Raw genomic sequence first — 26,711 nt, 5'->3', positions numbered from 1 at the left:
TCGGCCTTTATAAGCGTAGCGGGAGATTTTGTTAACGCCTGTCTGACGGGTGGCTGACGTCAACATCCTGTCGAAACGCCATCTTTCCCGGTTTCCATCGCCTGAACCATCGACCGTTAGTCGGTAAAAAGACACTATGATTAAATGATGGCTCACTGACACCTTCTGCTTTTGCAGAACCGGGTCTAGAGTGAAGTCACAGTATTTGTCCGGTTTTCACGAGAAGCCGGTCTGACGCCCCGCAATAAGAGAAGCAGCATGGAATGCGCGCAACCCACGCCAGTAGAAGGCAGCTCAACCCTTTTAGTCGTCGACGATTACCCCGAAAACCTGATCAGCATGCGCGCGTTGTTACAGCGCCATGACTGGCGGGTCATTACTGCCGCCTCGGGCTTCGAGGCCCTCGGCTTGTTGCTTGAACACGATATCGACCTGGTGCTGCTGGACGTGCAGATGCCAGGCATGGACGGTTATGAAGTGGCGCGCCTGATGCGCGGTAGCCAGCGAACCCGTCTCACGCCGATCATTTTCCTGACCGCCAACGAGCAGTCCCAGGACGCAGTGATCAAGGGCTATGCCAGCGGTGCGGTGGATTACCTGTTCAAGCCGTTCGACCCACAGGTCTTCACGCCCAAGGTTCAGGCATTGCTCGAACACCAGCGAAACCGCCGGGCCTTGCAACGCCTGAGTCACGATCTGGAATCCGCTCGTGCCTTTAATGCGTCGGTGCTCGATAACGCTGCCGAAGGCATTCTGGTATTGGGTGAGGACGGCCTGATTCGTTTTGCCAATCCGGCGATGTCGCGGTTGCTCAATGCCACGGTGCAGGAACTGCAAGGCAAGGAGTTTCTGGACTACCTGCAAAAACCGCATATCCCGATCTGGGCCGACTCCGAGTGGCTGGCCGGATACAAACGCGGCGAAACCCTGCGCCTGCACGATGCCCTGCTGCGTACGGCGCCCGGCCAGCAGGTGCCGGTGGCCTTGTCCTGTGCGCCGTTGCCTGCCGAGCAACATGCGATGGTAGTGACCGTGCTGGACATGTCGGTGGTGCGTCATCTGCATCAGCAGCTGGAATTTCAGGCGGTCACCGATCCGCTGACCGGGTTGCTCAATCGCCGGGGTTTCTACCAGACCGTAGAGAACCTGCTGTTGCGCGGTGAGCGTTCCGACAGTGCCTGGGTCTTGATGTACCTGGACCTCGACGGCTTCAAGCGCGTCAATGATTCGCTCGGGCACGATGCTGGCGATCGGGTGCTGCGTTGGGTCTCCGAACAGTTGAAGGCCTGCTTGCGGCCCTTCGACATTCTGGCGCGGATGGGTGGCGACGAATTCACTGCGCTGCTGGATCTGGAGTTCCCCGAGCAAGCGGCGAAGATTGCCGAGAAGCTCATCGAGCGAGTGTCGATCTGTCAGCAGGTCGACGGCCTCGATATCGCCCTGGGTGCCAGCATCGGCATCGCCACATTCCCTGATTGTGGCGCCAATCTCGACGGGATGCTGCGCGCGGCTGACATCGCCATGTACGAAGCCAAACGTGCCGGTCGCCAGCAGTATCGCTTCTACGATCACGATATGAACGGCCGGGCGCGCTCGCGGTTGATGCTGGAAGAAAGTGTGCGCACAGCCATCGAGAACCGGGATTTCAATCTGGTGTATCAGCCTCAGGTTGCGATTGCCGACGGGCGGATTCGTGGCTTCGAAGCCTTGTTGCGCTGGCAGCATCCGAGCGTTGGCGATGTCCCCCCTGGGCTGTTTTTGCCACTGCTGGAAGAGGCGCGGCTGATCAGTCGTCTGGGCAGCTGGATCTACCATCGCAGCGCCGGGCAACGCAAAGCCTGGGAGCCCCTGTTTACCGAGGACCTGGTGCTCGGCGTCAGTTTGAGCAGTACCCAGTTCGGCATGCCCAATCTGGTCACTGAATTGCGCCAGGTGCTGGAGCGCCATGGCTTGCAACCCCATCATCTGGAAGTCGAGGTCACGGAAGAGGCCTTGATGCACAACCCCGAAGTAACCCGCAAGCAATTGCGCCTGCTGTACAATCTGGGCGTACGCGTGGCATTGGATGACTTCGGGGCCGGACCGTGTTCCCTGTCGCACTTGCGCGACCTGGCGCTGGATACCCTCAAGATCGACCGGCATCTGATCGCCCGTTTGCCGGAGTCGGTACGGGATGCGGCGCTGGTGCGCAGTGTGATCGACCTGTGCAGACAGTTCGGGATGCTGGTGATTGCCGAAGGGGTGGAAACCGTCGCGCAGTATGAATGGCTGAAGGCCAACGGCTGTGAATATGTGCAGGGCTTCCTGGTGGCCCGGCCGATGATGGCCGAAGACACCGCACGGTTTGTCCAGCCGTTTGACTGGAGCGCGCTGCCCTGCTGAATTCGCTACACTGGCGACCTTTTAGTGACGTGTATTGCCGCCCCGATGACCGTGTTGAAATATCTCCAGGCCTATCCTGCTACCTTGCAGGCTCAGGTGCGCCAGCTGATCACCGACGGTCGGCTGGGCGATTACCTGAGCCAGCGTTACCCGCAAAAGCATGGGGTGCAGAGCGACAAGGCGCTGTACACCTACGCCCTGGACCTCAAGCAGGAGTTCCTGCGTAATGCTCCGGCCATCGACAAGGTACTGTTCGACAACCGCCTGGACCTGACCCACCGTGCCCTCGGCCTGCACACCACGATCTCCCGGGTGCAAGGCGGCAAGCTCAAGGCGAAGAAGGAAATCCGCATCGCTTCGCTGTTCAAGGAAGCGCCGTCCGAGTTCCTGAAAATGATCGTGGTGCATGAATTGGCGCACTTCAGGGAGTCGGACCACAACAAGGCGTTCTACAAACTGTGCGAGCACATGCTGCCGGGTTATCACCAGGTGGAATTCGATGTGCGGGTGTACCTGACGTGGCGGGATTTGCCGGCACCTGCCGGCGCGTAGTAGCTGCCGCAGGCTCGGGCCGCGGCCGGACGATTTTTCAGGAGCGTCGGATGGACGTAAGCAAGACCAAGAGCAGCTTCTATCGCCGGTTGTATGTGGCGTACCTGATCGACAGCGGGCTGGCCAGCAACGTCCCGGCGCTGACCGACGTCACCGGCATGCCCCGGCGCACGGCACAGGACACCATCGCGGCGTTGGCGGATCTGGATATCGTGTGTGAATTCGAGCAGGAAGAGGGCGCGCGCAACCATGCGGGACGCTATCGGATTCGCGAGTGGGGTGCGATCGATCGCGGGTGGATCGAGCGTAACCTTCGGCAGATCAAGGCGGTGCTCGAGTATCCCTGAAGTCTTTCAGTGTTTTGACTGACGCCTTCGCGAGCAAGCCCGCTCCCACATTAGTTCAGCAGTGCACACAGGTTTTGTGTGCGATAGAGATCAAATGTGGGAGCGGGCTTGCTCGCGAAGAGGCCTTTAAGGGCGGCGCATCCCGATGTGTGGAATGCCATCCTCCACATATTCCTCACCCGCCACGACAAACCCGTACCGCCCGTAATACCCCTGCAAGTGCGCCTGGGCCGAGAGGTAGACCGGCAGACCGGGCCAGTATTTCTCGATCTGTTTGAGCGCCTGTTCCATCAACTCATGCCCCAACCCGGCGCCGCGTGCCTGCGGGGCGATGATCACCCGCCCGATCACCACGTCGCCGCCCTGTGACTGCGGGTCAAGCAGCCGCAGGTAGGCCACCAGCCGGTTACCGTCCCAGGCCATCACGTGGCAGGTGTCACCTTCCAGATCCTGGCCATCGATATCCTGGTAAACGCATTTCTGTTCGACGACGAACACCTCGGCGCGCAGCTGCAAAATGGCGTACAGCTGCTCCTTGCCCAGGTCGCTGTGGTGTTTGCAGATCCAGTCGACTGTCATGTTTTGATTCCCTGAAAACGTCGTTCCGATACTAAGCGCACTCACGCCAGAAGTCTTTATGGCGGAAGAATCTGTGACATAGGCCAAAATGCCATCATTCATTTCTCGCGTGGATGTCTTCTTTGTGTAATCTGGATCGAAGCGCTGTGCTGTGGCTTCGATGAGCTAATGTTTAGCACCCGGGTCTTGCCGGTACGGGGCCTTGGGGTTTTGGCTGAAAACACGTCGGGCAATCCGCCCGCTAAGGATTTTCTAGCATGCCGCGATTGCATCGAGCTTTTGCCTTGATTGGATTGCTGTTGCTGGTTCAGGGAGCGGCGGCAGAAAAACTGCGGTTGGTCGCTGATGCCTGGCCCCCCTTTACCGATTCCACGCTCGTCAACGGTGGTCTGGCCACGGACATTGTCAGTACCGCGCTCGCCAGGGCCGGCTATGCCAGTGAGTTCGAACAGGTGCCCTGGGCACGGGCCTTGATGGGATTGGGCGAGGGCCGATACGACGTGCTGGTCAACGCCTGGTATAACGACGAGCGTACAAGACCTCGGCCAGTTTTCCGGCGAGTACCTGCTCAATCGCGTGCGTTTTCTCAAGCGCAAAGACGTGCCCATCGAGTTCAGTAATCTGCAGCAATTGCACACGTATCCGATTGCCATCGTGCGCGGTTACGCCTATTCGCCTGAGTTCGACAAGGACGACTCATTGCAGAAAGTCCCTGTGCACAGCTTCGCCATGGCCGTGCGCATGGTCGCGGCCGACCGGGTCAAGCTGACGCTGGAAGATGAGTACGTTGCCCGCTACTACCTGGCCCGCGAGTCACCCAAGGTACGCAACGCCGTGGAATTCCTGCCCAAGGCTTTGAGCGAGAACAGCCTGCACATTCTGGTCAGCCTGAAGAATCCGCAGCATGAGCAGATCGTCGCCGGTTTCGACCGCGAGATCGCGGCCATGAAGGCGGACGGGAGTTGCGACAAGTTGATGAAGCAGCATGGGATGTGAGTAGGCTGATCCAGAATCTATGTTGTTTTTGCCGGCCTCTTCGCGGGCAAGCCCTGCTCCACAGTGGGCGAAGGCGAACACAAAACTTGTGACCACCAGATAACCCTGTGGAGCGGGCTTGCCCGCGAAGAGGCCCGCTCAGACAGCAGAATTCTCAATCCTCACTCGTATCCTTGATGAGATGCGCCGCCAATGTCCGCAACGGCCCGAGCTGACGGCAAATCAGTGCCAGTTGCGTCTGCACCAGCCGCTGGCCTTCATCGATTTCATCGGGCATCTGTTCCAGTTCATTGGCCAGTGCTTCTTCTTCATCGCTCTGAATCTCGATCGAAACTTGCTCGCCAGCCCTTGGGCGATCGCGTCGATGCTGGTGGCCAGTTTCGCCCCTGCCCCTTCGATCAAGTGCTCGCGTACGTCCGCCGGCAGTTGGGTTTCCCGGTGTGCGCCAAGGCCCGACAGGTAACTCAGTAGCGTGTGTGACAGCACCAGGAAGCGGAAGCCCACGTCCGCTTCCTTTCGGAAATGCCCGGGCTCCATCAGCATGTTGGCCAGTGTGGTCGACAGCGCCGCGTCGGCGTTGTGCGCGTTGCGGCGGGCCAGGCGGTAGGCCAGGTCGTCGCTTTTGCCCACCGCGTATTGCTGCATGATCTGGCGCAGGTAAATGCTGTTGCAGGCCAGGGTGTTGGCCAGCACTTTGTTCAGGCGCCGTCCCTGCCAGTCCGGCAGGAACAGGAACACCGCCAGCCCGGCGATCAGGCTGCCGAGCAAGGTATCGAACAGCCGTGGCACGAACAGCCCGTAACCGTCACCCACCTGGTTGAAGCAGAACAGCACCATCAAGGTGATTGCCGCCGTCGCCAGGGTGTAGCGGGTGGTGCGGTTGGTAAAGAACACCACCCCGGCGGCAATGGCGAAACAGGACTGGATCAGCGGGTTCGGGAACAGGTCGAACAGCGCCCAGGCCAGGGTCAGGCCAATGGCGGTGCCGATGATCCGTTGACCGAGTTTGCGGCGGGTGGCGCCGTAGTTCGGTTGGCAGACGAACAGCGTCGTGAGGATGATCCAGTAGCCTTGGGACGGGTGAATCAAATGCACCATGGCGTAGCCGATGCTCAGCGCCAGGGGCAATCGCAGGGCATGGCGGAACAGCAGCGAGGTCGGCGTCAGCTGCGTGCGCAAGCGAAGCCACACGTCCTTGAGGTTGCGCGGTGAACGGTCAAGCAAGCTGCTGTCGGTGGCGTCGGCCAGGGCGTCAGGGTTACTGGCATCGCTGAGCAAGCGGTCGAGGGTGCCGAGGTTGGCCGCCAGTGCCCGCAGTGAACGCAGCAAGCCGCGCCAGGCCGGGTTGCTCTGGATGCGCAGGTGTTCGAGGGAGGCATCCAGGTCGTTCAGGGCTTCGGCGAAACCGGCGTCATAGGTGAACGGCTGGCGCATCTGGATCGATTCGGCCAGGGCCCGGCAGGCTTTGCCTTGCTGGCGCAACAGGCGCTGGCAGCGGAACAGCACGTCACTATGGAAAAAGGCCTCGGCCAGGGCGTTGTAAGGGTAGTGCGAAGAGCTGGCGCGTTCGTGGATGTCCTGGGCGAGGAAGTACAGTTTCAGGTAGCGGCTGACTTTCGACCCCGGTCGGCCGTTACCGACCCGGTGCAGGATGATCTCCTTGGCGGCATTCAGTGCCGCCACCACCCGGCCGTTCTGCTGGGCCAGTTCCAGGCGCCGCGCCTCCACATCCATCTGCCGGACCGGCTCAAACAGCGAGGATTTCAGCTTCAGGTAAAAGCCCAGCTCGCGGAACAACCGCGCCAGGCTCTGCTGCACCGGCTGATTGGAAAACAGCGCCTGCCACAACACCGAGAGCAGGCCGTACCAGGCCGCACCGGCCACCAGCAGTACCGGCTCATGCCAGACGTCGGTGACCGCACCGCCACGCTGGTCCACGCCGATCATGGTGTAGACCGACAGAATCAACGTCGCCGAGGCAATCGCGCCATAGCGTTCGCCGAGGGCGCCGAGCATGGTCAGGCAGAACGCGGCCAGGGCGAAGGCGATGATAAACAGTGAGGGGTAGGGGAAGAGCAGTTCGACAGACAGGGCGGCAACGGCGAAACACACCAGCGTCACGGCCAGCGCGTTGAGACGGCCCTGCCAGCTGTCGTCGGTCTCGGCCAGGGCGCTGGCGATAATCCCCAGGAACAACGGGATCAGCAGGCCCATTTCGTCCTGATACCAGCACAATGCCATGGTGCCGGTCAGGGCGATGAATACCCGCACGCTGTAGCTGAATTTATCCAGCGCCCAAAGGCGACGCAGAGACTGGCGGAACGAAGTCGATGACATGAAATGCGAAGGCCTTCCGAGGCAATGACGCTAAATTGAGCCACTAATGACGCCGACGCAATGGCGCCGATCACATCAGACAGCAAAATCTGTTCCTTTGAGCATTGGTGACCTGGTTGATCACAAGTTTTGTGGCTGGCCGAGAAACCTGTGGGAGCGAGCTTGCTCGCGATGAGGCCATAACATTCAACAGAGATGTTGACTGATAGGCCGCCATCGCGAGCAAGCTCGCTCCCACAGGAGGGTGTGTAGGTTTTTGGATCAGACGTACTGCGCGGCCGCGTAACCCGACGCCCACGCCCACTGGAAGTTGAACCCGCCCAGATGCCCGGTCACGTCAAGCACTTCGCCGATGAAATACAGCCCCGGGCTTTTCAGCGATTCCATGGTCTTGGACGACACCTCATTGGTATTGACGCCGCCCAGGGTCACCTCGGCGGTGCGATAGCCTTCGGTGCCCGCAGGCACGACTTTCCAGCTCGCCAGTTTTTCCGCGATATCGGCCAGTTCCGCGTGGGTGTACTGCTTCATCGGTTTGGAGACGAACCAGTTGTCCGCCAGCAGGTTGGCCATCTTCTTGGTGAAAATTTCCCCGAGCAGGGTTTTCAACTCACTGTTGGGACGTTCGGCCTGTTGCTGTTGCAGCCAGTCCGGTACGTCGTGATCCGGCAGCAGGTTGATCAGGACGGTATCGCCGGACTCCCAGAACGAGGAAATCTGCAAAATCGCCGGGCCGCTGAGGCCGCGGTGGGTGAACAGGATGTTCTCGCGAAAGCTCTGGTCGTTGCAGCTCACCAGGCAATCCACCGAGGTACCGGACAACTCGGTACACAAAGCCTTGAGCTGGTCGGTGATGGTGAACGGCACCAGGCCTGCGCGGGTCGGCAGTAGCTCATGGCCAAACTGCCTGGCCACCTGGTAGCCGAAACCGGTGGCGCCCAGGGTCGGGATCGACAGGCCGCCGGTGGCGATCACTAGCGATTCGCAGGTGATCTGACCCATTGTAGTGTCCAGCAAGTAGCCCTTCTCAAGCCTCTCGATGGTCTGGATCGAGGTGTCCAGGTGAAGGCTGACGCCGACCTGATCGCACTCGTCGAGCAGCATTTCAAGGATGTCGCTGGATTTGTTATCGCAGAACAACTGGCCGAGTTTTTTCTCGTGATACGGCACGCCGTGCTTGGCCACCATACCGATGAAATCCCACTGGGTGTAACGGGCCAGGGCGGATTTGCAGAAATGCGCGTTCTGCGAGAGGAAATTACCCGGTTCGGTGTACATGTTGGTGAAATTGCAGCGGCCACCGCCCGACATCAGGATTTTCTTGCCGGCCTTGTTGGCATGGTCAAGCAGCAACACCTCGCGCCCGCGCCCGGCGGCGGTCAGTGCACACATCAACCCTGCGGCGCCAGCGCCAATGATCACGACTTCGGTAGAGCGCAAAACGGTGTCCTCTAAATGTGTCACCACAAAAACAATTGTGGGAGCGAGCTTGCTCGCGATGAGGCCGGCACATTCAACATAGTTGTTGTCTGACAGTCCGCCATCGCGAGCAAGCTCGCTCCCACAGGGATATACGTCGTACTTACAGGATGCGAACGCGCATCGAACGGCCTTTGATCTTGCCGTCATTCAAACGTTGCAAGGCCTGCTTGGCGACGCCGCGCTCCACGGCCACATAGGCCTGGAAGTCGAAAATCGCGATCTTGCCGACCTGGGCACCGGGGATGCCGGCGTCACCGGTCAGTGCGCCAAGAATGTCGCCCGGACGAACCTTGTCCTTGCGGCCGGCAGCGATGCACAGGGTGCTCATCTGCGGCAGCAGCGGGCCGCCGCCCTTGGAGGTGAGGTTGTCCACCTGGTCCCAGGTCAACGGCGTCTTCTGCAATTGCTCGATGGCTTGTGCACGCTGCGCTTCGGACGGCGCGACCAGGCTGATGGCCAGGCCTTTCTCGCCAGCACGACCGGTACGGCCCACGCGGTGGATGTGGATTTCGGAGTCACGGGCCAGCTCGACGTTGATCACCATGTCCAGCGAGTCGATGTCGAGGCCGCGGGCGGCGACGTCGGTGGCGACCAGTACCGAAGTACTGCGGTTGGCGAACATCGCCAGCACCTGGTCGCGGTCACGCTGTTCCAGATCGCCGTGCAGGCCGACGGCGGAGATGCCTTTGGCGGTCAGGTGATCGACGGTTTCCTGAACCTGTTGCTTGGTGAAGCAGAACGCCACGCAGGATGCCGGGCGGAAGTGGCCAAGCACCTTGGTCACCGCGCTCATGCGGTCGTCCGGGGAAATCTCGTAGAAGCGCTGTTCGATCTGCGTATCGTCGTGGAACGCTTCGGCCTTCACCTGCTGCGGATTGCGCATGAACTTCGACGCCAGCTGCTTGATGCCGACCGGGTAGGTGGCGGAGAACAGCAGGGTCTGGCGACGTTCCGGGGCCTGCATGATGATTTCTTCGATGGAGTCGTAGAAACCCATGTCGAGCATGCGGTCGGCTTCGTCGAGGATCAGGGTATTGAGGCCGTGAAGCACCAGCGAGCCCTTGCGCAGGTGCTGCTGGATGCGCCCCGGGGTGCCGACGATGATGTGCGCGCCGTGTTCCAGCGAGGCGATCTGCGGGCCGAGGGATACGCCGCCGCACAGGGTCAGGACCTTGATGTTGTCTTCGGCACGGGCCAGGCGGCGGATTTCCTTGGCGACCTGGTCGGCCAGCTCGCGGGTCGGGCACAGGATCAGCGCCTGGCAGCCGAAGTAGCGCGGATTGATCGGGTTCAGCAGGCCGATGCCGAATGCGGCGGTCTTGCCGCTGCCGGTCTTGGCCTGGGCGATCAGGTCCATCCCCTTGAGGATCACCGGCAAGCTTTGCGCCTGGATCGGCGTCATCTGGGCATAACCGAGGGAGTCGAGGTTAGCCAGCATGGCGGCGGACAGCGGCAAAGTATTAAATTCGGTGGCGATGGTGGTCACGGGACTGGCCTGCAAAACAAAATGTCGCGCAGTGTACCAGTCCGATGGCCATTCGCCCTAAGGTTCGATGTGCTGTTCCGGACGTTTGACACGCCGTCCGTCTTGCTTTGAGAGCTGGGAAAAGATAGTTGCGGCCAACATCGCCATGATTCCGACGGTCACAAAGGTCAGCTGAAATGCACCCAGGACCGTGTCTACACCGTCGTTTCCAATCTCTGCCGTGAACCCGCCTAGCAGCGCACCCGCACACGCAACCCCCAGGCTCAGGGACAATTGCGCGACCACCGACAGCAGGCTGTTGCCGCTGCTGGCGCTGGCGTCGTCGAGGTCGATCAGGGTCACGGTGTTCATCGCGGTGAACTGCAAGGAGTTGATTGCGCCAAGGATCGCCAGCAGGCAGAGCAGCAGCCAGTACGGCGTCTGCTCGCTGACCAGGCCCATGCTCGCCAGCATGATGCCCAGCGCCAGGGTGTTGCCGGTGAGCACCATGCGATAACCCAGACGCTCGATCAGTGGCCGCGCCACCCACTTGGCGATCATCGCCGCTGCCGCCAGCGGCAGCATGCTCATCCCGGCCTGGGACGGCGAGTAACCCAGCGCCACTTGCAGCAACAACGGCACCAGAAAGGGCAGGGCACCGCTGCCGAGACGGGCGAACAGGTTGCCGAGAATGCCCACGGCAAAGGTCCGGGTCTTGAACAGCGACGGCGCAAACAGCGGATTCTCGACATGCCCGGCGCGTAGCCAGTACGCCGCCAGGCACGCCATGCCGCCGAACAGCAGCAACATCACCCGCAGGTGCGGCAGGTGCAATTCGCCCAAGCCTTCCATGGCGATGGTGATCAGAATCATCGCCGCACCGAACAGCACGAAACCCAGGCTATCGAAACGAGTGCGCTCGGAGCCACGAAGGTCGGGGATGAATTTCCAAACGGCGTAGCAACCGACCAACCCCACCGGCAGGTTGATCAGGAAGATCCAGTGCCAGGTCAGGTATTGCACCATCCAGCCGCCCATGGTCGGGCCGATCAACGGGCCGAGCAGCCCGGGAATGGTGATGAAACCCATGATTCGCACCAGTTCCGAGCGCGGGTAGGCGCGCAATACTACCAAGCGCCCGACCGGGAGCATCAGAGCGCCGCCCAGCCCTTGAATCACCCGCGCGCCGATCAGCATGCTCAGGCTGCCCGACAGTGCGCAGAGCAGCGAGCCGAGACTGAACAGCAGGATTGCGCTGAAGAAGATCTTCCTGGTGCCAAAACGATCGGCGATCCAGCCCGAAGCGGGAATCAGCAAGGCGACCGTGAGCATGTAGGCGATGATCACACCCTGCATGCGCAATGGGTCTTCGGCCAGGTCGCGGGCCATGGCCGGCAGGGCGGTGTTGAGAATCGTCCCGTCGAGGGACTGCATGAAAAACGCGATGGCGACGACCCACGGCACCCAGCGGGCGGTGACGGCGTCGAGAGGCGGGCGGTTGGGCATGGGACCTCTTGTGTAGGAGCGAGCTTGCTCGCGATGGTCGTGAACGATAACGCGTTCTGTCTGGAAAAATGCGGCGTCTCAGCAACCATCGCGAGCAAGCTCGCTCCTACAGGGGTATGCGTGTTTACAGGGTCAACGTAAGTCGGCTGACCAGCGCCCCCGGCAACAACGCCGACGCCGTCGCCCGCTGGCTATAGGTGCTCGCCGACAGCAACAACTCCCGCTCCGCGGTCAACGCTTCCAGCTGCGAACCGAGCAGGCTGAAGGCACTGTCATCAAAGCGCATGGTGCTGACCGGTGCCTGAATCTCGCCGTTCTCGACCCAGAACGTGGCAAAGCGGGTCATGCCGGTCAGGCGTGCGGCCGGTTGATCCGAGAAGTTCAGGTACCACAGGTTGCTGATGTACAACCCCGTGCCCAGTTGTTTGAGGATGTCAGTGTCAGGCAATAGCCCGGCTTTCATGTTCAGCGCGCTCGGCGATTCACCGCCGCTGGCGCCATTGGCGGTCAAACCGTATTCCGCTGCGCTGCGCGAGCTGACCAGTTGTGCCCCGGCCTTGCCATCGACGATCAACCCCAGATCACTGCGTGGATAACCTTCATCGGAAAACGCCGGGCTCAGCGAGCCGCTGACTTTTTCATCCAGCGAGACCAGCGGGCTGAAAGCGCTGTCGCCACCGTAGAGCTTTTGCAGCGGGCTGCTTTTGCTGGCAATCGACTGTGCCGAGAAACCGCCCCAGCACAGCATGCCCATGATTTCTTCCAGCGCCGCCGGTGCCAGGTAAGCGCGGTACTGGCCGGGCGCCAAAGTGCGCAGCGGTCGCCCCAGAAACTCAAGCTGTTCGCGGGCTTGCTGGAAGCGTTTGGCAAAGCCTTCGCGGCTCCATTCGTGCCCGGCATAGCTGGCTTTCACGGCCTGGCCATTCTCGTGGAACAGGCTGAAGTCGAAATTGAAACTGTTGGCCTGATGCCAGCCGAAGGCACCCGAAGAACTGGCAAAGCCACGGCTGATCGGTCCGGCAGCGTAGAAACCGACAAGATCCAGTCCTTCGGCGGCCTGGGTAATCTGCGCGACCACCTGCTCGGTGTCCGGCAGTGGATGCGACTGCACGTTGTTGCTCTGCCAGCCATTGTGGTTGAGCAGCAAATAAGGATCCTGAGGCAGCAGCGGCAAGGTTTCCCGCAGCTGTTGCAGGCCTTCGGTCAAACGTTGCAGATCAACCTGGGGATCGCCGGCCAGGGTGATGTTCAGGTCGGCATGGCGGCCTTCGTTGATCAGCTTCAGGCCGATACTCGCCTGCTGCACCTGACCGGCCTGACGCACCTTGGCGTGGTTGAAACGCACGAAGGCCGACGATTCGGCGGCGTAGCTGAGGGTGAACTGCTCGGGCTCGCGAAGCGCTTTACGCAGGCTGCTGACCAGCGCCTTGAACGACGCGGACGGGCTGTTTGAAGGATTCATCAGGCGTCTCCTCCGAATACATCGACGTTGCTGAACACGCAGGCCGGTGACGCGTGGCCGACGCGGATCACCTGGTTCGGTTCACCCTTGCCGCAGTTCGGTGTGCCGAGGACCCTGAAGGTACTGGCATCGCCGACGGCGCTGAGGCTCTTCCAGAACTGCGCGGAGATACCCCGGTAATTAGGGTTCTTCACCACACCCTTGAGTTCGCCGTTTTCGATCAGTTGGCCCCACTCGCAGCCGAACTGGAATTTGTTGCGGGCATCGTCGATTGACCAGGAACGGTTGGTCGACATCAGCACGCCGTGTTCGATGCCGCCGATCAGCTGTTCGATGGACTGATCGCCGGGCTCGATGTTGAGGTTGGCCATGCGGTCGATCGGTGGACGGTTCCAGCCGCAGGCACGGCTGTTGGCGACGCCGTCCATGCCGGCGCGGAATTGCGACAACGCACCGCCCAGCGGACGCAGCAGCAAACCTTCGCGGATCAGGAACTGCTTGCTGGCGGGTGTGCCGTCGTCGTCATGGCCGTAGCTGGCAAGCTCCTCGGGGATGTCCGGGTCGAAGGTCACGTTGAGCAGGCCGGAACCGTATTGCAGACGGCCGAAATCTTCGGTTTTGACGAAGCTGGTGCCGGCGTAATTGCGCTCGTCGCCGAGGATGCGGTCCAGTTCCAGCGGGTGACCGATGGATTCGTGGATTTGCAGCATCATCTGGTCGGGCATCAGCAGCAGGTCGCGCTTGCCTTGGGGCGTGTTCGGCGCCAGGAGCAATTGCAGGGCCTGATCGGCCACCTGGGCACCGGCGCCGATCAGCCCGCAGCGGCTGATGACGTCCGCCGCACCTTGCTGGCCGAAGTTCTCGCGGCCCAGGCTGCGGGTCTGGCTGTCGTTGCCGTCGTAGGCCGTGACGTCCAGGCCGGGGTACACAAAGCGTTGGGTCTGGCGCAGTTCGGCACCGGCGCTGTTGAGGTAGATCTGCTCGACGTGGGTGATACCCAGGCTGACCTGCCAGTTCACCAGGCGCTCGTCCCTGGGCACGGCGGCCGACTCGGTGCCGAGCAGTTGGTAGCAGTCGCTCAGGGACGGGAAGGCCTGGTCGAGGTTGGGCGAAAAGTAATCGGCGCGGTCGCTGGAAACAGCCTGCTCGCGCAGGTCCAGCAAGGCGTGGGGCTTGAGTCGACGGGCCTGGAGCTCGGCGCGTTCGAGGGCGGCTTGCAGGCCTTGTTGCGACAAATCACTGGTCGCTGCATAAGCCTCGACGCCATTGACCCGCACGGTCAGCATCGCCCCTTCGTCTCGGCTCAGGCTTGGCGGTTCGGCGACGTTCTTGCGCACCGACAGGTACTGCCCGGATTCGCGCACATAACGCAGGGAAAAGAATTCAGCACCCGTGCGCAAGGCAGCGAAGCGCTGCTTGAGCTGGGGGTAGAAATCGAACATTCGTGAACCTCCTGGGTATGGAGCGTCGATGTTGCGAGGGGAGGGTGAAACGTTTGCGTGGCGCTAGAGTAGGCCTGCGTGGGGGGTGGGATCAAGGATGGAGCGGTGTGGGAGGGGATTAGTGAGTTGTTCTTCAGGGCCTCTTCGCGAGCAGGCTCGCTCCCACATTTGATTTCTGGTGTTCACAAATATTGTGTTCACTGAAGATCCCCTGTGGGAGCGAGCCTGCTCGCGAATAGCCTTGATGCGGTGTAACGGTGTTACGCGGTCTGGCTCACTTCCCGCACCGGCTTGCCCTTCACCGGCGCTCCACCTGCCACATAGTAAGTGGCTGTGCTGCGCGGCAACGGCTTGCGGCCACGGATCTTGTCGGCGATTTTCTCGGCCATCATGATCGTCGGCGCGTTGAGGTTGCCGGTGGTGATGATCGGCATGATCGAGGCATCGACCACACGCAGGCCCTGCATGCCATGCACACGGCCCTGGCCATCGACCACGGCCATTTCGTCAGTGCCCATCTTGCACGAGCAGGACGGGTGGAAGGCGGTTTCAGCGTGTTCGCGGATGAACTTGTCCAGCTGCTCGTCGGTTTGCACTTCGATGCCCGGGCTGATCTCGCGACCACGGAAGGCGTCCAGTGCAGGTTGCTGCATGATTTCACGGGTCAGGCGGATGCCGTCGCGGAATTCCTGCCAGTCCTGCTCGGTGGCCATGTAGTTGAACAGGATGCTCGGGTGCTGACGCGGGTCCTTGGACTTGACCTGGATGCGACCACGGCTAGGCGAACGCATGGAACCCATGTGCGCCTGGAAGCCGTGCTCTTTCACACCGTTGCTGCCGTTGTAGTTAATCGCTACCGGCAGGAAGTGGTACTGGATGTTTGGCCATTCGAATTCCGGGCGGGTTCGAATGAAACCACCGGCTTCGAACTGATTGCTGGCGCCGATGCCGGTGCCGTTGAACAGCCACTCGGCACCGATGGCCGGCTGGTTGTGCAAGAGCAGCGACGGGTACAGCGAGACCGGTTGGGTGCAAGCGTATTGCAGGTACAACTCAAGGTGGTCCTGCAGGTTTTCACCGACGCCCGGCAGGTCGTGGACCACCGGAATGTCGAGGCTTTGCAGCAGTTTCGCCGGGCCGACGCCGGAGCGTTGCAGGATCTGCGGCGAAGCGATGGCGCCGGAGCACAGCAGCACTTCCTTGCGTGCTTTGACTTCAACGCGCTCTTCAGCCGCGCCGACCAGGTAACGTACGCCGACCGCACGCTTGCCTTCGAACAGGATCTTGTCGGTCAGGGCGTAGGTGACGATGGTCAGGGTCGAACGCTTCTTGGCGACGTCCAGGTAACCGCGGGCCGTGGAGGCACGACGGCCTTTCGGCGTCACGGTGCGGTCCATCGGGCCGAAGCCTTCCTGCTGGTAGCCGTTCAAATCTTCGGTGCGCGGGTAACCGGCCTGCACGCCCGCTTCAACCATGGCGTGGAACAGCGGGTTGTTGCCGGCTTTCGGCGTGGTCACGCTGACCGGGCCTTCGCCACCGTGGTAGTCGTTCGGGCCGATGTCGCGGGTTTCGGCCTTGCGGAAATACGGCAGGCAGTCGAGGTAAGTCCAGTCTTCCAGGCCTGGCAGTTTGGCCCAGCCGTCGTAGTCCATGGCGTTGCCGCGGATGTAGCACATGCCGTTGATCAGCGAAGAGCCGCCGAGGCCCTTGCCGCGACCGCACTCCATGCGGCGACCGTCCATGTGTGGTTCCGGATCGGTTTCGTAGGCCCAGTTGTAGCGACGGCCTTGCAGCGGGAACGCCAGGGCGGCCGGCATTTGCGTGCGGAAGTCGAAACGGTAGTCCGGGCCGCCGGCTTCGAGCAGCAGGACGGTGACGCCTGCGTCTTCGGTCAGACGGGTCGCCAGGGTGTTACCGGCGGAGCCGGCACCGATGATGATGTAATCGAATTCTTGGGACATTGAATGCACCCTCTTTGAATGGTGTTCAGGTCAGGCCTGACGAGTGCTGCGCACTCGAATCGCGGGCAAGCCCGCTCCCACAAGGATCGGGGTTGCCACAGATTTGGCGAACGACACCAAACCTGTGGGAGCGGGCTTGCCCGCGAAGGCGGCCTCGCAGGCAATACAGGACTCGGGTCTTAGAACACCGAGGCGTAATCGCCCAGCTCGACCTGTACCGATTTGATGCGGGTGAAGTTGTTCAGCGAGCTGATGCCGTTTTCACGACCAACACCCGACTGCTTGTAGCCGCCAACCGGCATCTTCGCGTCGGACTCGCCCCAGGCGTTGATCCAGCAGATACCGGCTTCCAGCTGATGAATCACGCGGTGCGCGCGGTTCAGGTCGCGGGTAACGATACCGGCGGCCAGGCCGAAGTCGGTGTCGTTGGCGCGACGGATCACTTCTTCTTCGGTTTCGTAGGTGAGGATCGCCATCACCGGGCCAAAGATTTCTTCACGGACGATGGTCATGTCGTCGGTGCAGTCGGTGAACACGGTCGGGGCCACGAAGGCACCTTTGGCGAATCGCCGTCGGTCAGACGCTCACCGCCGCACAGTACGCGGGCGCCTTCTTCCTTGCCCTTGGCGATGTAGCCCAGCACGTTTTCCATGTGGGCGAAGCTGACCAGCGGGCCGAAGTTGGTGTTTTCGTCTTCCGGGTTGCCGATGCGGATGCGCGCAACGCGCTCAACGATCTTGGCTTCGAAGGCGGCTTTCAGGTGGCTCGGCACGAACACACGAGTACCGTTGGTGCAGACCTGACCGGAGCTGTAGAAGTTGGCCATCATCGCGGTGTCGGCGGCGCGATCGAGGTCGGCGTCGTCGCAGATGATCAGCGGCGACTTGCCGCCCAGTTCCATGGTCACGTCTTTCAGCGAGGAAGCCGAGGCGCTGGCCATGACTTTCTTGCCGGTGTCGGTGCCGCCGGTGAAGGAGACTTTCTCGATGCGCGGGTGCTCGGTCAGCCAGGTGCCGACTTCACGGCCGCTACCGGTCAGGACGTTGAACACACCGTTCGGCAGGCCGGCTTCGGTGTAGATCTCGGCCAGTTTCAGGGTGGTCAGCGAGGTGACTTCACTCGGTTTGAAGATCATCGCGTTACCGGCGGCCAGGGCTGGTGCGGATTTCCACAGGGCGATCTGGATCGGGTAGTTCCATGCGCCGATACCGGCCACGATGCCCAGCGGCTCGCGACGGGTGTAGACGAACGAGGTGGTGCGCAGCGGAATCTGCTCGCCTTCGATGGCCGGTACCAGGCCTGCGTAGTACTCCAGCACGTCAGCGCCGGTGACGATGTCGACGTATTTGGTTTCGGAGAATGCTTTACCGGTGTCCAGAGTTTCCAGAGCAGCCAGTTCATCGTTGCGCTCACGCAGGATTTCCACGGCGCGACGCAGGATGCGCGAACGCTCCATGGCGGTCATTGCGGCCCAGATTTTCTGGCCCTTTTCGGCGCTGACCACAGCGCGCTCGACGTCTTCCTTGGTCGCACGTTGTACTTTTGCGAGGACTTCACCGTTAGCCGGGTTGATGGCTTCGAAAGTGGCGTCGCTGCTGGCGTCGCTGTACGCGCCATCGATGTAGAGTTTTTGCAGTTCGAAACGGGCCATATTGTCCTCGCAAGTGCATTGGTTGTTGGCGCGATTCAGGTGTCGAGCGTTCTATGTGTGCTCTAACTCACCCGCTTGGCCAGTTGGGTATCCATGTATTCGTAAGCGATCCGTTGCGCCTGCTCGGTGTCGAAAGCATCTCCCGACAGCGCGCCGCGCAACCACAAGCCGTCGATCAACGCTGCCAGGCCACGTGCGGCGCTGCGCGCATCATGGAGCGGCAGCACGCGGCGGAACTGGCAGCACAGGTTGGAATACAGACGGTGATCGTTGATCCGCTGCAACCTGTGCAAAGACGGCTGGTGCATGCTGGTGGCCCAGAAGGCCAGCCAGGTTTTCATTGCCGGGCCATTGACCTGGCTGGCGTCGAAGTTGCCTTCGATGATCACCTGCAGATGCGCCCGCGGGCTGTCATCTGTCAGCGCCAATCGGCGCGCGGTGACGTTCTCGCTCAGGACGGTCATCAGGTACCCCATGGTGGCGGCGATCAGGCCATTCTTGTCCTGAAAGTAGTGACTGATGATGCCGTTCGAGACACCGGCCAAACGGGCGATCAGCGCAATGCTGGCGTCCCCCATTCCGACCTGATCGACGGCCAGCAACGTGGCTTCGATCAATTGCTGGCGGCGGATGGGTTGCATACCGACCTTGGGCATCTTGCACATCTCCTTGGGCCTTGCGGCAGACGTCAGACGGCTACCGGCTTGAGGGCCAGTCTATTTTGTTTTGATTGAACGTTCAATCAACAAAGAATAAGATCTGCGACAAATCGTCGCTGCTTACAGGTTTTTCCTGCGTGTAAATGGCGGCAAACCGACATCCGAAACGGCTCGAAGCCTTTACGCCATGGCGTCTCAAGGGCTTCGGGCTTTTTTCGGGCTGTCTTTATATCACCCGCCGGTCGGCTGCCCACTAACCGATTGGTCGGGTAACTCGTTTGTCTTGCGTTCTTCTCTCGCACTGCCCGGAGCATCTGTGCCATGAGTTCTGCCTCGCTTATAAAGACCCCACCCGAGAAGGTGACGGTCAACGGTTGGGTGTTCTACACCTCTACCGCGTTGATTCTGTTGTTGACCGCCATTCTGATCATCGCCCCGCAAGAGGCCGGCAGAATGCTGGGTATGGCGCAAGCCTGGTTGTCCCGCAGCTTCGGCTGGTACTACATGGTGGTGATTGCCGCCTACCTGATTTTCGTCGTCGGCCTGGCGTTTTCGTCCTACGGCAAACTCAAGCTCGGCAGCAAGGACGACACCCCGGACTTCAGCTACGGCGCCTGGGCGGGGATGCTGTTCTCCTCGGGTATCGGCATTTCGTTGCTGTACTTCGGTGCGTCGGAGCCACTGGACCACTACTTCAACCCGCCGGAAGGCGTGGCCGGCAGCAACCTTGCCGCCCGTCAGGCCGTGCAACTGACCTTCCTGCACTGGGGTCTGCACGGCTGGGCGATTTACGCATTGGTCGGCCTGGCCGTTGCCTACTTTGCTTACCGTCATAACCAGCCGCTGGCGTTGCGTTCGGCACTGTATCCGCTGGTAGGCGAGCGTTGGGTCAAGGGTGCGGCCGGGCATGCGGTGGACGGCTTCGGCATGTTCGTGACCCTGCTGGGTCTGGTGACCAACCTGGGGATTGGTTCGCTGCAAGTGTCGTCGGGGCTGGAAAACCTGTTCGGCATGGAACACAGCAACACCAACCTGCTGATCGTGATCATTGTGATGAGCACCGTGGCGACCATCGCTGCCGTGTCGGGCGTGGAAAATGGCATCCGTCGCCTGTCCAACCTGAACATCGTGCTGTTCAGCGGCCTGCTGATTTTCGTCCTGTTGTTCGGTCCGACCCTGCACCTGCTCAACGGCTTCGTGCAGAACGTCGGCGACTACCTTAACGGCGTGGTGCTGAAGACTTTCGACCTCTATGTGTACGAAGGCGACAGCGAGAAGTCCGACCGCTGGCTGGGCCTGTGGACCCTGTTCTACTGGGCCTGGTGGATTTCCTGGGCGCCATTCGTGGGCATGTTCATCGCGCGTATTTCCCGTGGTCGCACCGTGCGTGAACTGGTGGCCGGCGTGCTGTTGATTCCGCTGGGCTTTACCCTGGCGTGGCTGTCGATCTTCGGTAACTCGGCCCTGGACCTGGTGATGAACCATGGGGCGGTAGAACTCGGGAAGACCGCGCTGGAGCAGCCGTCCATGGCGATCTACCAGTTGCTTGAGCATTATCCGGCGTCGAAAGTGGTGATCGGTGTGTCGATCTTTGTCGGCTTCGTGCTGTTTCTGACCCCGGCGGATTCCGGCGCGGTGATGATGGCCAACCTGTCCTGCAAGGGCGGCACCGTCGATGAAGACGCGCCGCACTGGCTGCGGATCTTCTGGTCGGTGGTGATCACCCTGGTGACCATCGGCCTGCTGTTCGCCGGCAACTTCGAAGCCATGCAAACTATGGTGGTACTGGCCGGTCTGCCGTTCTCGGTGGTGCTGGTGTTCTTCATGTTCGGCTTGCACAAGGCCATGCGCCAGGACGTACAGATCGAACAGGAACAAGCGGAGCTGGCGGCACGCGGTCGCCGTGGTTTCACTGAGCGTTTGACTCAACTGGACCTGCAACCGAGCCAGTCGGTCGTTCAGCGTTTCATGGACAAGCATGTCAGCCCGGCATTGCAAGATGCGACGGCGCAAATGCGTGCTCAAGGTCTGGAAGTTCAGACGCTGCTGGGCAAGTCCAAGCGTTGCATGGGCGTACGGGTCGAGATGGAAGAGGGCAACCCGTTTGTCTACGAAGTGAGCCTGGACGGCTACCTGGCCACGCCAACCGAATCGGCTCAGTCCGATGAGGCGCGTCAGCGTTACTACCGTGCCGAGGTGTACCTGCACAACGGCAGCCAGGACTACGACTTGATGGGCTTCACCCAGGATCAGATCACCCGTGACGTGCTCGATCAGTTTGAAAGCCATCGCCAGCTCCTTGGCCGGGTTTATAGCTGAGTTGTGAGGTCTGCGGTGCAGTGAATGCACCGCAGACTTCATTGTGGCGAGGGGGCTTGCCCCCGTTCGGCGGCGCAGCCGTCGTAAATCCGGATAATGCGTTGTGTCTGAACTACCGCGGTGCCCGGGTTTGGGGCCGCTGCGCGACCCAACGGGGGCAAGCCCCCTCGCCACAGGGTTCTCTGTTTACAGTTGAATTTCTGCACAAACAAAAACGCCGCGATACTCTCGCGGCGTTTTTGCATCTGTTGCCTTACCCCAGGTTCTTGCCGAGCAGTGCGTGATACAGCTCACTGTCGCCAAGAATCCCCACCACATGATTGTTATCGTGCAGCACCAGCTTGTTGCCGGTCTGATAACGAATCTGCAGCGCGTCGCGCATGCCGATGTTGGAGTCCACCAGCGTCGGCTTGCGTTCCAGGCCTTCGACGGCTTGCCCCGGCATCCAGTTCTGCAGGTCCATGCTCGAGCCGTTCTTGCGTGCGCCTTTGATAGTGTTGCCTTCCGCCAGGTCCAGCCACGAATCGCCGCCCGGATCGAGGCATACCGAACCGTTGATGCGTTTGCAGTTGTCCAGGGTGCGCATCAGGCTGCGACCGCACAGTACGTTCAGCGGGTTGGTGTGGGCCACGAAGGTCCGCACGTAGTCGTCCGCCGGGTTGAGGACGATTTCTTCCGGTTTGCTGTACTGGATGATCCGGCCGTCTTTCATGATCGCAATACGGCTGCCGAGTTTCAGCGCTTCATCAAGGTCGTGGCTCACGAAGACGATGGTCTTGTGCAGCTTGCGTTGCAGTTCCAGCAGTTCGTCTTGCAGGCCTTGGCGGATCAGCGGGTCGAGTGCCGAGAACGGTTCGTCCATCAACAGGATGTCGGCGTCCATTGCCAGCGCACGGGCTAGGCCCACGCGTTGTTGCATACCACCGGACAGCTCGTTGGGCTTCTTGTTGCGCCATTGGCTCAGGCCCACCAGTTCAAGCTTTTCATCCACCAGTTTGCGGCGTTCCTTTTCAGGACGGCCTTGCATCTCCAGGCCGAAACTGATGTTCTCGCGAACGGTCAGCCAGGGCATCAGGGCGAACTTCTGGAACACCATCGCAATGCGCTTGGTGCGCATCATTTTCAGCTCGGCGGCGGAGCAGGAAGCAATGTTGATCTGCTTGCCTTCGTGCTCGACGAACAGCTTGCCGCGGCTGACGGTGTTGAGGCCGTTGATGCAGCGCAGCAGGCTGGATTTGCCGGAGCCGGACAAGCCCATCAGCACACAGATTTCACCTTTTTCGATATCCAGGCTGGCCTTTTCGACGCCAACGATCTGCCCGGTCTTTTTCAGGATCTCGCTGCGGGTCAAGCCTTGATCGAGAAGTTTCAGTGCCTCGCGTGGATCTTTGGTGAAGATCACGTCGACGTCTTCGAAGCGAATTATGCTCATGCGTCACCCCCTACTTTGGCTTCGGGTTGTTTGCAGATACGGTCGAGCATGATCGCCAGCAGTACGATCGCCAGGCCCGCTTCGAAGCCCAGGGCGATATCAGCGGTATTCAGTGCGTTGACCACCGGTTTACCCAATCCGTCGGCGCCTACCAGTGCCGCGATCACCACCATCGACAACGACAGCATGATGCACTGGGTGATGCCGGCCGCGATGCTCGGCATGGCGTGAGGCAGTTCGATCCGCGTCAGCAGTTGGCGACGCGAGCAGCCAAAGGCCTTGCCGGCGTCCATCAATTCTTCCGGGACATCGCGGATACCCAGGTAGGTCAGGCGGATGGGCGCGGCAATCGCGAACACCACCGTGGAGATCAGGCCCGGGACCACACCCAGCCCGAAGAGGGTCAGGGTAGGAATGAGGTAAACGAAGGTCGGTACGGTCTGCATCAGATCGAGTACCGGACGCATTAAAGTGTAGAACATCGGCTTGTGCGCCGCGACGATGCCCAGCGGTACGCCGATGACCACGCAGACCAGGGTGGCGAACATCACCTGGGCGAGGGTTTCCATGGTTTCCTGCCAGTACCCCAGATTGAGGATCAGCAGAAAGGAGGCAACGACAAACGCGGTCAGGCCCCATTTTCGTTGAATGAAGTGTGCCAGTAGCGCGATCAGGCCGATCAGTGCCAGCGGGTTGAACCAGGTCAGCGCAAACGTCACGCCGTGGATCATCGTTTCCAGTGACACGGCGATTGCGTCGAAGGTGCTGGCGCCGTGTTGCGTCAACCATTCAACGAAGCCCGCGATGTACTGGCCTAAAGGGATTTTCTGATCAATCAGCATGGTAGTGAACGTCCGCATGCAAGGAAATAAACAGCCCGGACGGCCGGAGCCGTCCGGCATAAGCGATTACTGATTCAGCTTGGCTTTCACGGCTTCCAGGCCAGGTTTACCGTCAGTGGTGGTCACGCCAGCGAGCCAGGTATCGAGCACCTGTGGATTCTTTTTCAGCCAGGCCTTGGCGGCCGCGTCAGGCTTCATCTTGTCGTCCAGGATGTTGCCCATGAGTTCGCTTTCCATGTCGACAGTGAACTCCAGGTTTTTCAGCAGTTGGCCCACGTTGCTGCATTCCTCGGCGTAACCCTTGCGGGTGTTGGTCGCCACGGTGGCAGCACCGAAATCCGGGCCAAAGAAATCGTCGCCGCCGGTCAGGTATTGAATCTTGAAGCGCTTGTTCATCGGGTGCGGCGCCCAACCGAGGAAGACTACGGCGGTGTCGCGTTTCTGAGCGCGGTCGACCTGCGACAGCATGCCGGCTTCGCTGGACTCGACGACCTTGAAGCCCGCGTCCTTGAGGCCGAAGGCGTTCTTGTCGATCATCGTCTGAATCAGGCGGTTACCGTCGTTGCCAGGCTCGATGCCGTAGATCTTGCCGTCGAGCTCTTTCTTGAACTTGGCGATGTCGGCGAAGTCATGCAGCCCTTTGTCGTACAGGGCCTGGGGAACGGCGAGGGTGTACTTGGCGCCCTTGAGGTTGGTGCGCACGACATCCACGGTGCCGGCGTCGCGGTAGGCCTTGATGTCGTTTTCCATGGTCGGCATCCAGTTGCCGAGGAACACGTCCATGTTCTTGCCGTCGGCCAGGGACTTGTAGGTCACGGGCACGGAAATCATGGTGGTCTTGGTCTTGTAGCCGAGGGCATCGAGCACGACGCTGGTGGTCGCGGTGGTCGCGGTGATGTCGGTCCAGCCGACATCGGAGAAGTTTACGGTACTGCACTGCGCCGGTTCTGCGGCTTGCGCCAGCACCGGCAGACTAAGCATGGCGGCCAACAACAACGACGGGGAACCTTTCATGGATGGACTCCTTGGTGTTTTTTTTGGCAGTGTTCCGACTGGACCACCGCACTTATAGGTTGCGGTTGGATGGCGTTCTGGAGACAGCTCTACCACGGCGCCTTGCAATCGAGTCGATATGATCATGTACCAGTGAAAATCTGACGCCTACAGGGTGCGTCGTATCCAGTACAGGGATGGTCGCATCCAGTGTCGGTGACGTCGTTTACAGATTTTTTCAGCCCATTTTCTCGCTCTGAACCGCAAAAAAACGGCGAAAACACGGCGTAAAAGACACGCGGCGCTGGTGGGCATGAGTGCGTCGGTTAGAGACGTCGAACAACACGATAAAAGCTTGATGATGCGGTCATCTCGGCGGATTGCAGCTTGAGCGTAGCAGCTCCGTTACCGCGCGCTTTTGCGTGCGCAGTGGGCCCATCCAGGAGTTCGGCAGTAATGGCTATCAGTGTTTTCGACCTGTTCAAAATCGGCATCGGTCCTTCCAGTTCGCACACCGTGGGGCCCATGCGGGCGGCGGCGTTGTTTGTGCAGGGCTTGCGCGAGCGTAATTTGCTGGAGCAGGTGCGGCGTGTCGAAGTCCAGCTGTTCGGCTCGTTGTCGGCTACCGGCATCGGCCACGGCAGCGACAATGCGGTGATCATGGGCTTGATGGGCGAGTGGCCGGATGCGATCGATCCGTCGCAAATCGGCATCCGTATCCAGGCCCTGCGCGAAACCCACACGCTGTTGCTTGACGGTCGGCTGTCGGTGCCGTTCATCTGGGCCAGGGACATGCGCCTGATCGACGAAAACCTGCCGTACCACCCCAACGCCATGACCCTGATTGTCGAAGACGATCATGGCGAGCTTCATCGTGATACCTATTATTCGGTCGGTGGCGGTTTTGTCGTCGATCAGGCGCAAGCCTCCAGCGGCGTGGTGGACCTGGATCGCACCGTGCTGCCCTACGATTTTTCCAGTGCCGCCGAGCTGCTGGAGCTGTGCAAAAGACACAACCTGCGTGTGGCTGAATTGATGATGGCCAACGAGAAAGTCTGGCGCAGCGAAGAAGAAATCCGCAGCGGCCTGATGAAGCTCTGGCGCGCCATGCAGGATTGCGTCGAACAAGGCCTGAAACACGAAGGCATCCTGCCCGGCGGGCTGAACGTGCGCCGCCGCGCGGCCAAGCTGCATCGCAGCTTGCAGGAGTTGAACAAACCCAACGTGATCGGCTCGACCTTGAGTGCCATGGAATGGGTCAACCTGTTCGCCCTGGCGGTCAATGAAGAGAACGCCGCCGGCGGGCGCATGGTCACGGCACCGACCAACGGCGCGGCGGGGATCATTCCGGCGGTGTTGCATTACTTCATGAAGTTCAGCGAAGCGGTGACCGACGCCAATGTCGTTGACTACTTCCTCGGCGCGGCGGCGGTGGGAATCCTGTGCAAGAAGAACGCTTCGATCTCCGGTGCCGAAGTCGGTTGCCAGGGCGAAGTCGGTTCGGCCTGCGCCATGGCGGCGGCCGGGCTGGCAGAAATTCTTGGCGCCACACCAGAGCAACTGTGCAACGCGGCGGAGATCGGGCTGGAACACAACCTCGGCCTGACCTGCGACCCGGTGGGTGGGCTGGTCCAGGTGCCGTGCATCGAGCGCAATGCAATTGCGGCGGTCAAGGCGATCAATGCGGCGCAAATGGCTTTGCGCGGCGACGGCCAGCACTTTATCTCGCTGGATCGGGTGATCCGCACCATGCGCGATACCGGTGCCGACATGCATGACAAGTATAAGGAGACATCGCGGGGCGGGTTGGCGGTGAGTGCGGTGGAGTGCTGAAACCGAGTCGACCCAATCGCGAGCAGGCTCGCTCCCACAGTTGATATGTATTCCAATGTGGGAGCGAGCCTGCTCGCGAAGGCGGCAGACCAGTCAAAACTGCGCGCCAAGAGAACACCCGCTCGAACCCGCGCCACCTTTTAGTGCGTCGCTTATAGATAAATCGTCTTGCCAGCGGTCGGAGTCATTCAAGACTTCGACCATTCGTCACCCGTGCCTGTGGTGACACTCTTTTCCAGCCGCTCGTAGCCCTGTTCCCACAAGTGCTACCGAATTGCTCACAGCTTGCGGGCCGGGGCGCTTGCCAGGCCTGATGGCCATTTAAATCCCCACTCCTTGCACGTCATATATAGACACATTCCGACGTCGTTTTTAGGAGTTATTGAACGCGCATTCAAATTTAGGCATGGCAATTGCTCTGTCATTACAAAGCCCGTCTCCCACGCGAGAACGATGGCAATAAAAAGAGCC

General features: G+C 60.7%; 16 protein-coding genes and 3 pseudogenes. 6 read left to right on the top strand and 13 right to left on the bottom strand.

From position 1 onward, the window contains the following. Positions 1 to 258: 258 nt before the first annotated feature. From RS887_RS09515 to RS887_RS09505, 3 genes are read left to right on the top strand one after another with little or no spacing between them, the layout of a single operon-like run. Complete coding sequence (locus tag RS887_RS09515; RefSeq protein ID WP_322615147.1) at positions 259 to 2,382, top strand: putative bifunctional diguanylate cyclase/phosphodiesterase; 2,124 nt, start codon at positions 259 to 261, stop codon at positions 2,380 to 2,382. 45 nt (positions 2,383 to 2,427) lie between these two features. Then, positions 2,428 to 2,934 carry a M48 family metallopeptidase gene (locus RS887_RS09510; RefSeq protein ID WP_322615146.1) on the top strand — a complete coding sequence of 169 codons (507 nt, stop codon included), beginning with the start codon at positions 2,428 to 2,430 and terminating at the stop codon, positions 2,932 to 2,934. 50 nt (positions 2,935 to 2,984) lie between these two features. After that, on the top strand, positions 2,985 to 3,281 hold the full coding sequence (locus RS887_RS09505) for a winged helix-turn-helix domain-containing protein (RefSeq protein ID WP_085716427.1): 297 nt from the start codon (positions 2,985 to 2,987) through the stop codon (positions 3,279 to 3,281). A gap of 126 nt (positions 3,282 to 3,407) precedes the next feature. Here the strand turns inward: RS887_RS09505 and RS887_RS09500 are convergent, their stop codons facing one another. After that, entirely contained in the window at positions 3,408 to 3,860 is a 453-nt protein-coding gene (locus tag RS887_RS09500) for a GNAT family N-acetyltransferase (protein ID WP_322615145.1), read from the bottom strand. Positions 3,861 to 4,117: 257 nt separating this feature from the next. Between RS887_RS09500 and RS887_RS09495 the strand changes: the two are divergent. Next, positions 4,118 to 4,856: pseudogene (locus RS887_RS09495) on the top strand (substrate-binding periplasmic protein). A gap of 154 nt (positions 4,857 to 5,010) precedes the next feature. Here RS887_RS09495 and yccS read toward each other — a convergent pair. From yccS to betI, 9 genes and pseudogenes are all read right to left on the bottom strand, one after another. Continuing rightward, a pseudogene (gene yccS / locus RS887_RS09490) lies at positions 5,011 to 7,193 on the bottom strand (YccS family putative transporter). Between the two features lie 261 nt (positions 7,194 to 7,454). Next, positions 7,455 to 8,633, bottom strand: coding sequence for an NAD(P)/FAD-dependent oxidoreductase (locus RS887_RS09485; protein WP_322615144.1), 1,179 nt, complete (start codon positions 8,631 to 8,633; stop codon positions 7,455 to 7,457). Positions 8,634 to 8,775: 142 nt separating this feature from the next. Next, positions 8,776 to 10,113, bottom strand: a complete 1,338-nt coding sequence (gene dbpA / locus RS887_RS09480) for an ATP-dependent RNA helicase DbpA (RefSeq protein ID WP_416339955.1) — start codon at positions 10,111 to 10,113, stop codon at positions 8,776 to 8,778. A 105-nt stretch (positions 10,114 to 10,218) separates the two neighbouring features. After that, positions 10,219 to 11,646, bottom strand: coding sequence for a multidrug transporter subunit MdtD (gene mdtD, locus RS887_RS09475; RefSeq protein ID WP_322615142.1), 1,428 nt, complete (start codon positions 11,644 to 11,646; stop codon positions 10,219 to 10,221). 124 nt (positions 11,647 to 11,770) lie between these two features. Further along, a complete protein-coding gene (locus RS887_RS09470) occupies positions 11,771 to 13,108 on the bottom strand; it encodes a TldD/PmbA family protein (RefSeq protein ID WP_322615141.1) in 1,338 nt (445 codons plus the stop codon). Beyond that, complete coding sequence (locus tag RS887_RS09465) at positions 13,108 to 14,550, bottom strand: TldD/PmbA family protein (RefSeq protein ID WP_322615140.1); 1,443 nt, start codon at positions 14,548 to 14,550, stop codon at positions 13,108 to 13,110. Before RS887_RS09465 ends, RS887_RS09470 begins: the two co-directional genes overlap by 1 nt. Before the next feature lie 260 nt (positions 14,551 to 14,810). Continuing rightward, a complete protein-coding gene (betA, locus tag RS887_RS09460; RefSeq protein WP_322615139.1) occupies positions 14,811 to 16,511 on the bottom strand; it encodes a choline dehydrogenase in 1,701 nt (566 codons plus the stop codon). A 179-nt stretch (positions 16,512 to 16,690) separates the two neighbouring features. Next, positions 16,691 to 18,162 (bottom strand): annotated as a pseudogene (betB, locus tag RS887_RS09455) (betaine-aldehyde dehydrogenase). A gap of 62 nt (positions 18,163 to 18,224) precedes the next feature. Further along, complete coding sequence (gene betI, locus RS887_RS09450) at positions 18,225 to 18,818, bottom strand: transcriptional regulator BetI (protein ID WP_111285509.1); 594 nt, start codon at positions 18,816 to 18,818, stop codon at positions 18,225 to 18,227. Between the two features lie 381 nt (positions 18,819 to 19,199). Here betI and RS887_RS09445 point away from each other — a divergent pair, with 381 nt between their 5' ends. Continuing rightward, a complete protein-coding gene (locus RS887_RS09445) occupies positions 19,200 to 21,140 on the top strand; it encodes a BCCT family transporter (protein ID WP_322615278.1) in 1,941 nt (646 codons plus the stop codon). A gap of 253 nt (positions 21,141 to 21,393) precedes the next feature. Here the strand turns inward: RS887_RS09445 and choV are convergent, their stop codons facing one another. From choV to RS887_RS09430, 3 genes are all read right to left on the bottom strand, one after another. After that, positions 21,394 to 22,572, bottom strand: a complete 1,179-nt coding sequence (gene choV, locus RS887_RS09440) for a choline ABC transporter ATP-binding protein (RefSeq protein WP_111285513.1) — start codon at positions 22,570 to 22,572, stop codon at positions 21,394 to 21,396. Beyond that, entirely contained in the window at positions 22,569 to 23,414 is an 846-nt protein-coding gene (gene choW, locus RS887_RS09435) for a choline ABC transporter permease subunit (protein WP_008019482.1), read from the bottom strand. Before choW ends, choV begins: the two co-directional genes overlap by 4 nt. Before the next feature lie 66 nt (positions 23,415 to 23,480). Further along, the gene (locus RS887_RS09430; protein ID WP_322615138.1) at positions 23,481 to 24,428 is read right to left on the bottom strand and encodes a choline ABC transporter substrate-binding protein; all 948 of its coding nucleotides are present in this window, start codon (positions 24,426 to 24,428) and stop codon (positions 23,481 to 23,483) included. A gap of 435 nt (positions 24,429 to 24,863) precedes the next feature. On the opposite strand from RS887_RS09430, the gene RS887_RS09425 reads away from it, so the two are divergent. Then, positions 24,864 to 26,240 (top strand): L-serine ammonia-lyase, encoded by a 1,377-nt coding sequence (locus RS887_RS09425; RefSeq protein ID WP_322615137.1) that lies wholly within the window; start codon positions 24,864 to 24,866, stop codon positions 26,238 to 26,240. Positions 26,241 to 26,711 lie beyond the last annotated feature (471 nt).

Origin of the sequence: Pseudomonas sp. BIC9C, from assembly GCF_034541995.1 — a bacterium.
Taxonomy (GTDB): Bacteria; Pseudomonadota; Gammaproteobacteria; order Pseudomonadales; family Pseudomonadaceae; genus Aquipseudomonas; species Aquipseudomonas fluorescens_CC.
The sequence above is the reverse complement of the archived record's forward strand: the minus strand, read 5'-3'. Positions and strand labels throughout refer to the sequence as shown.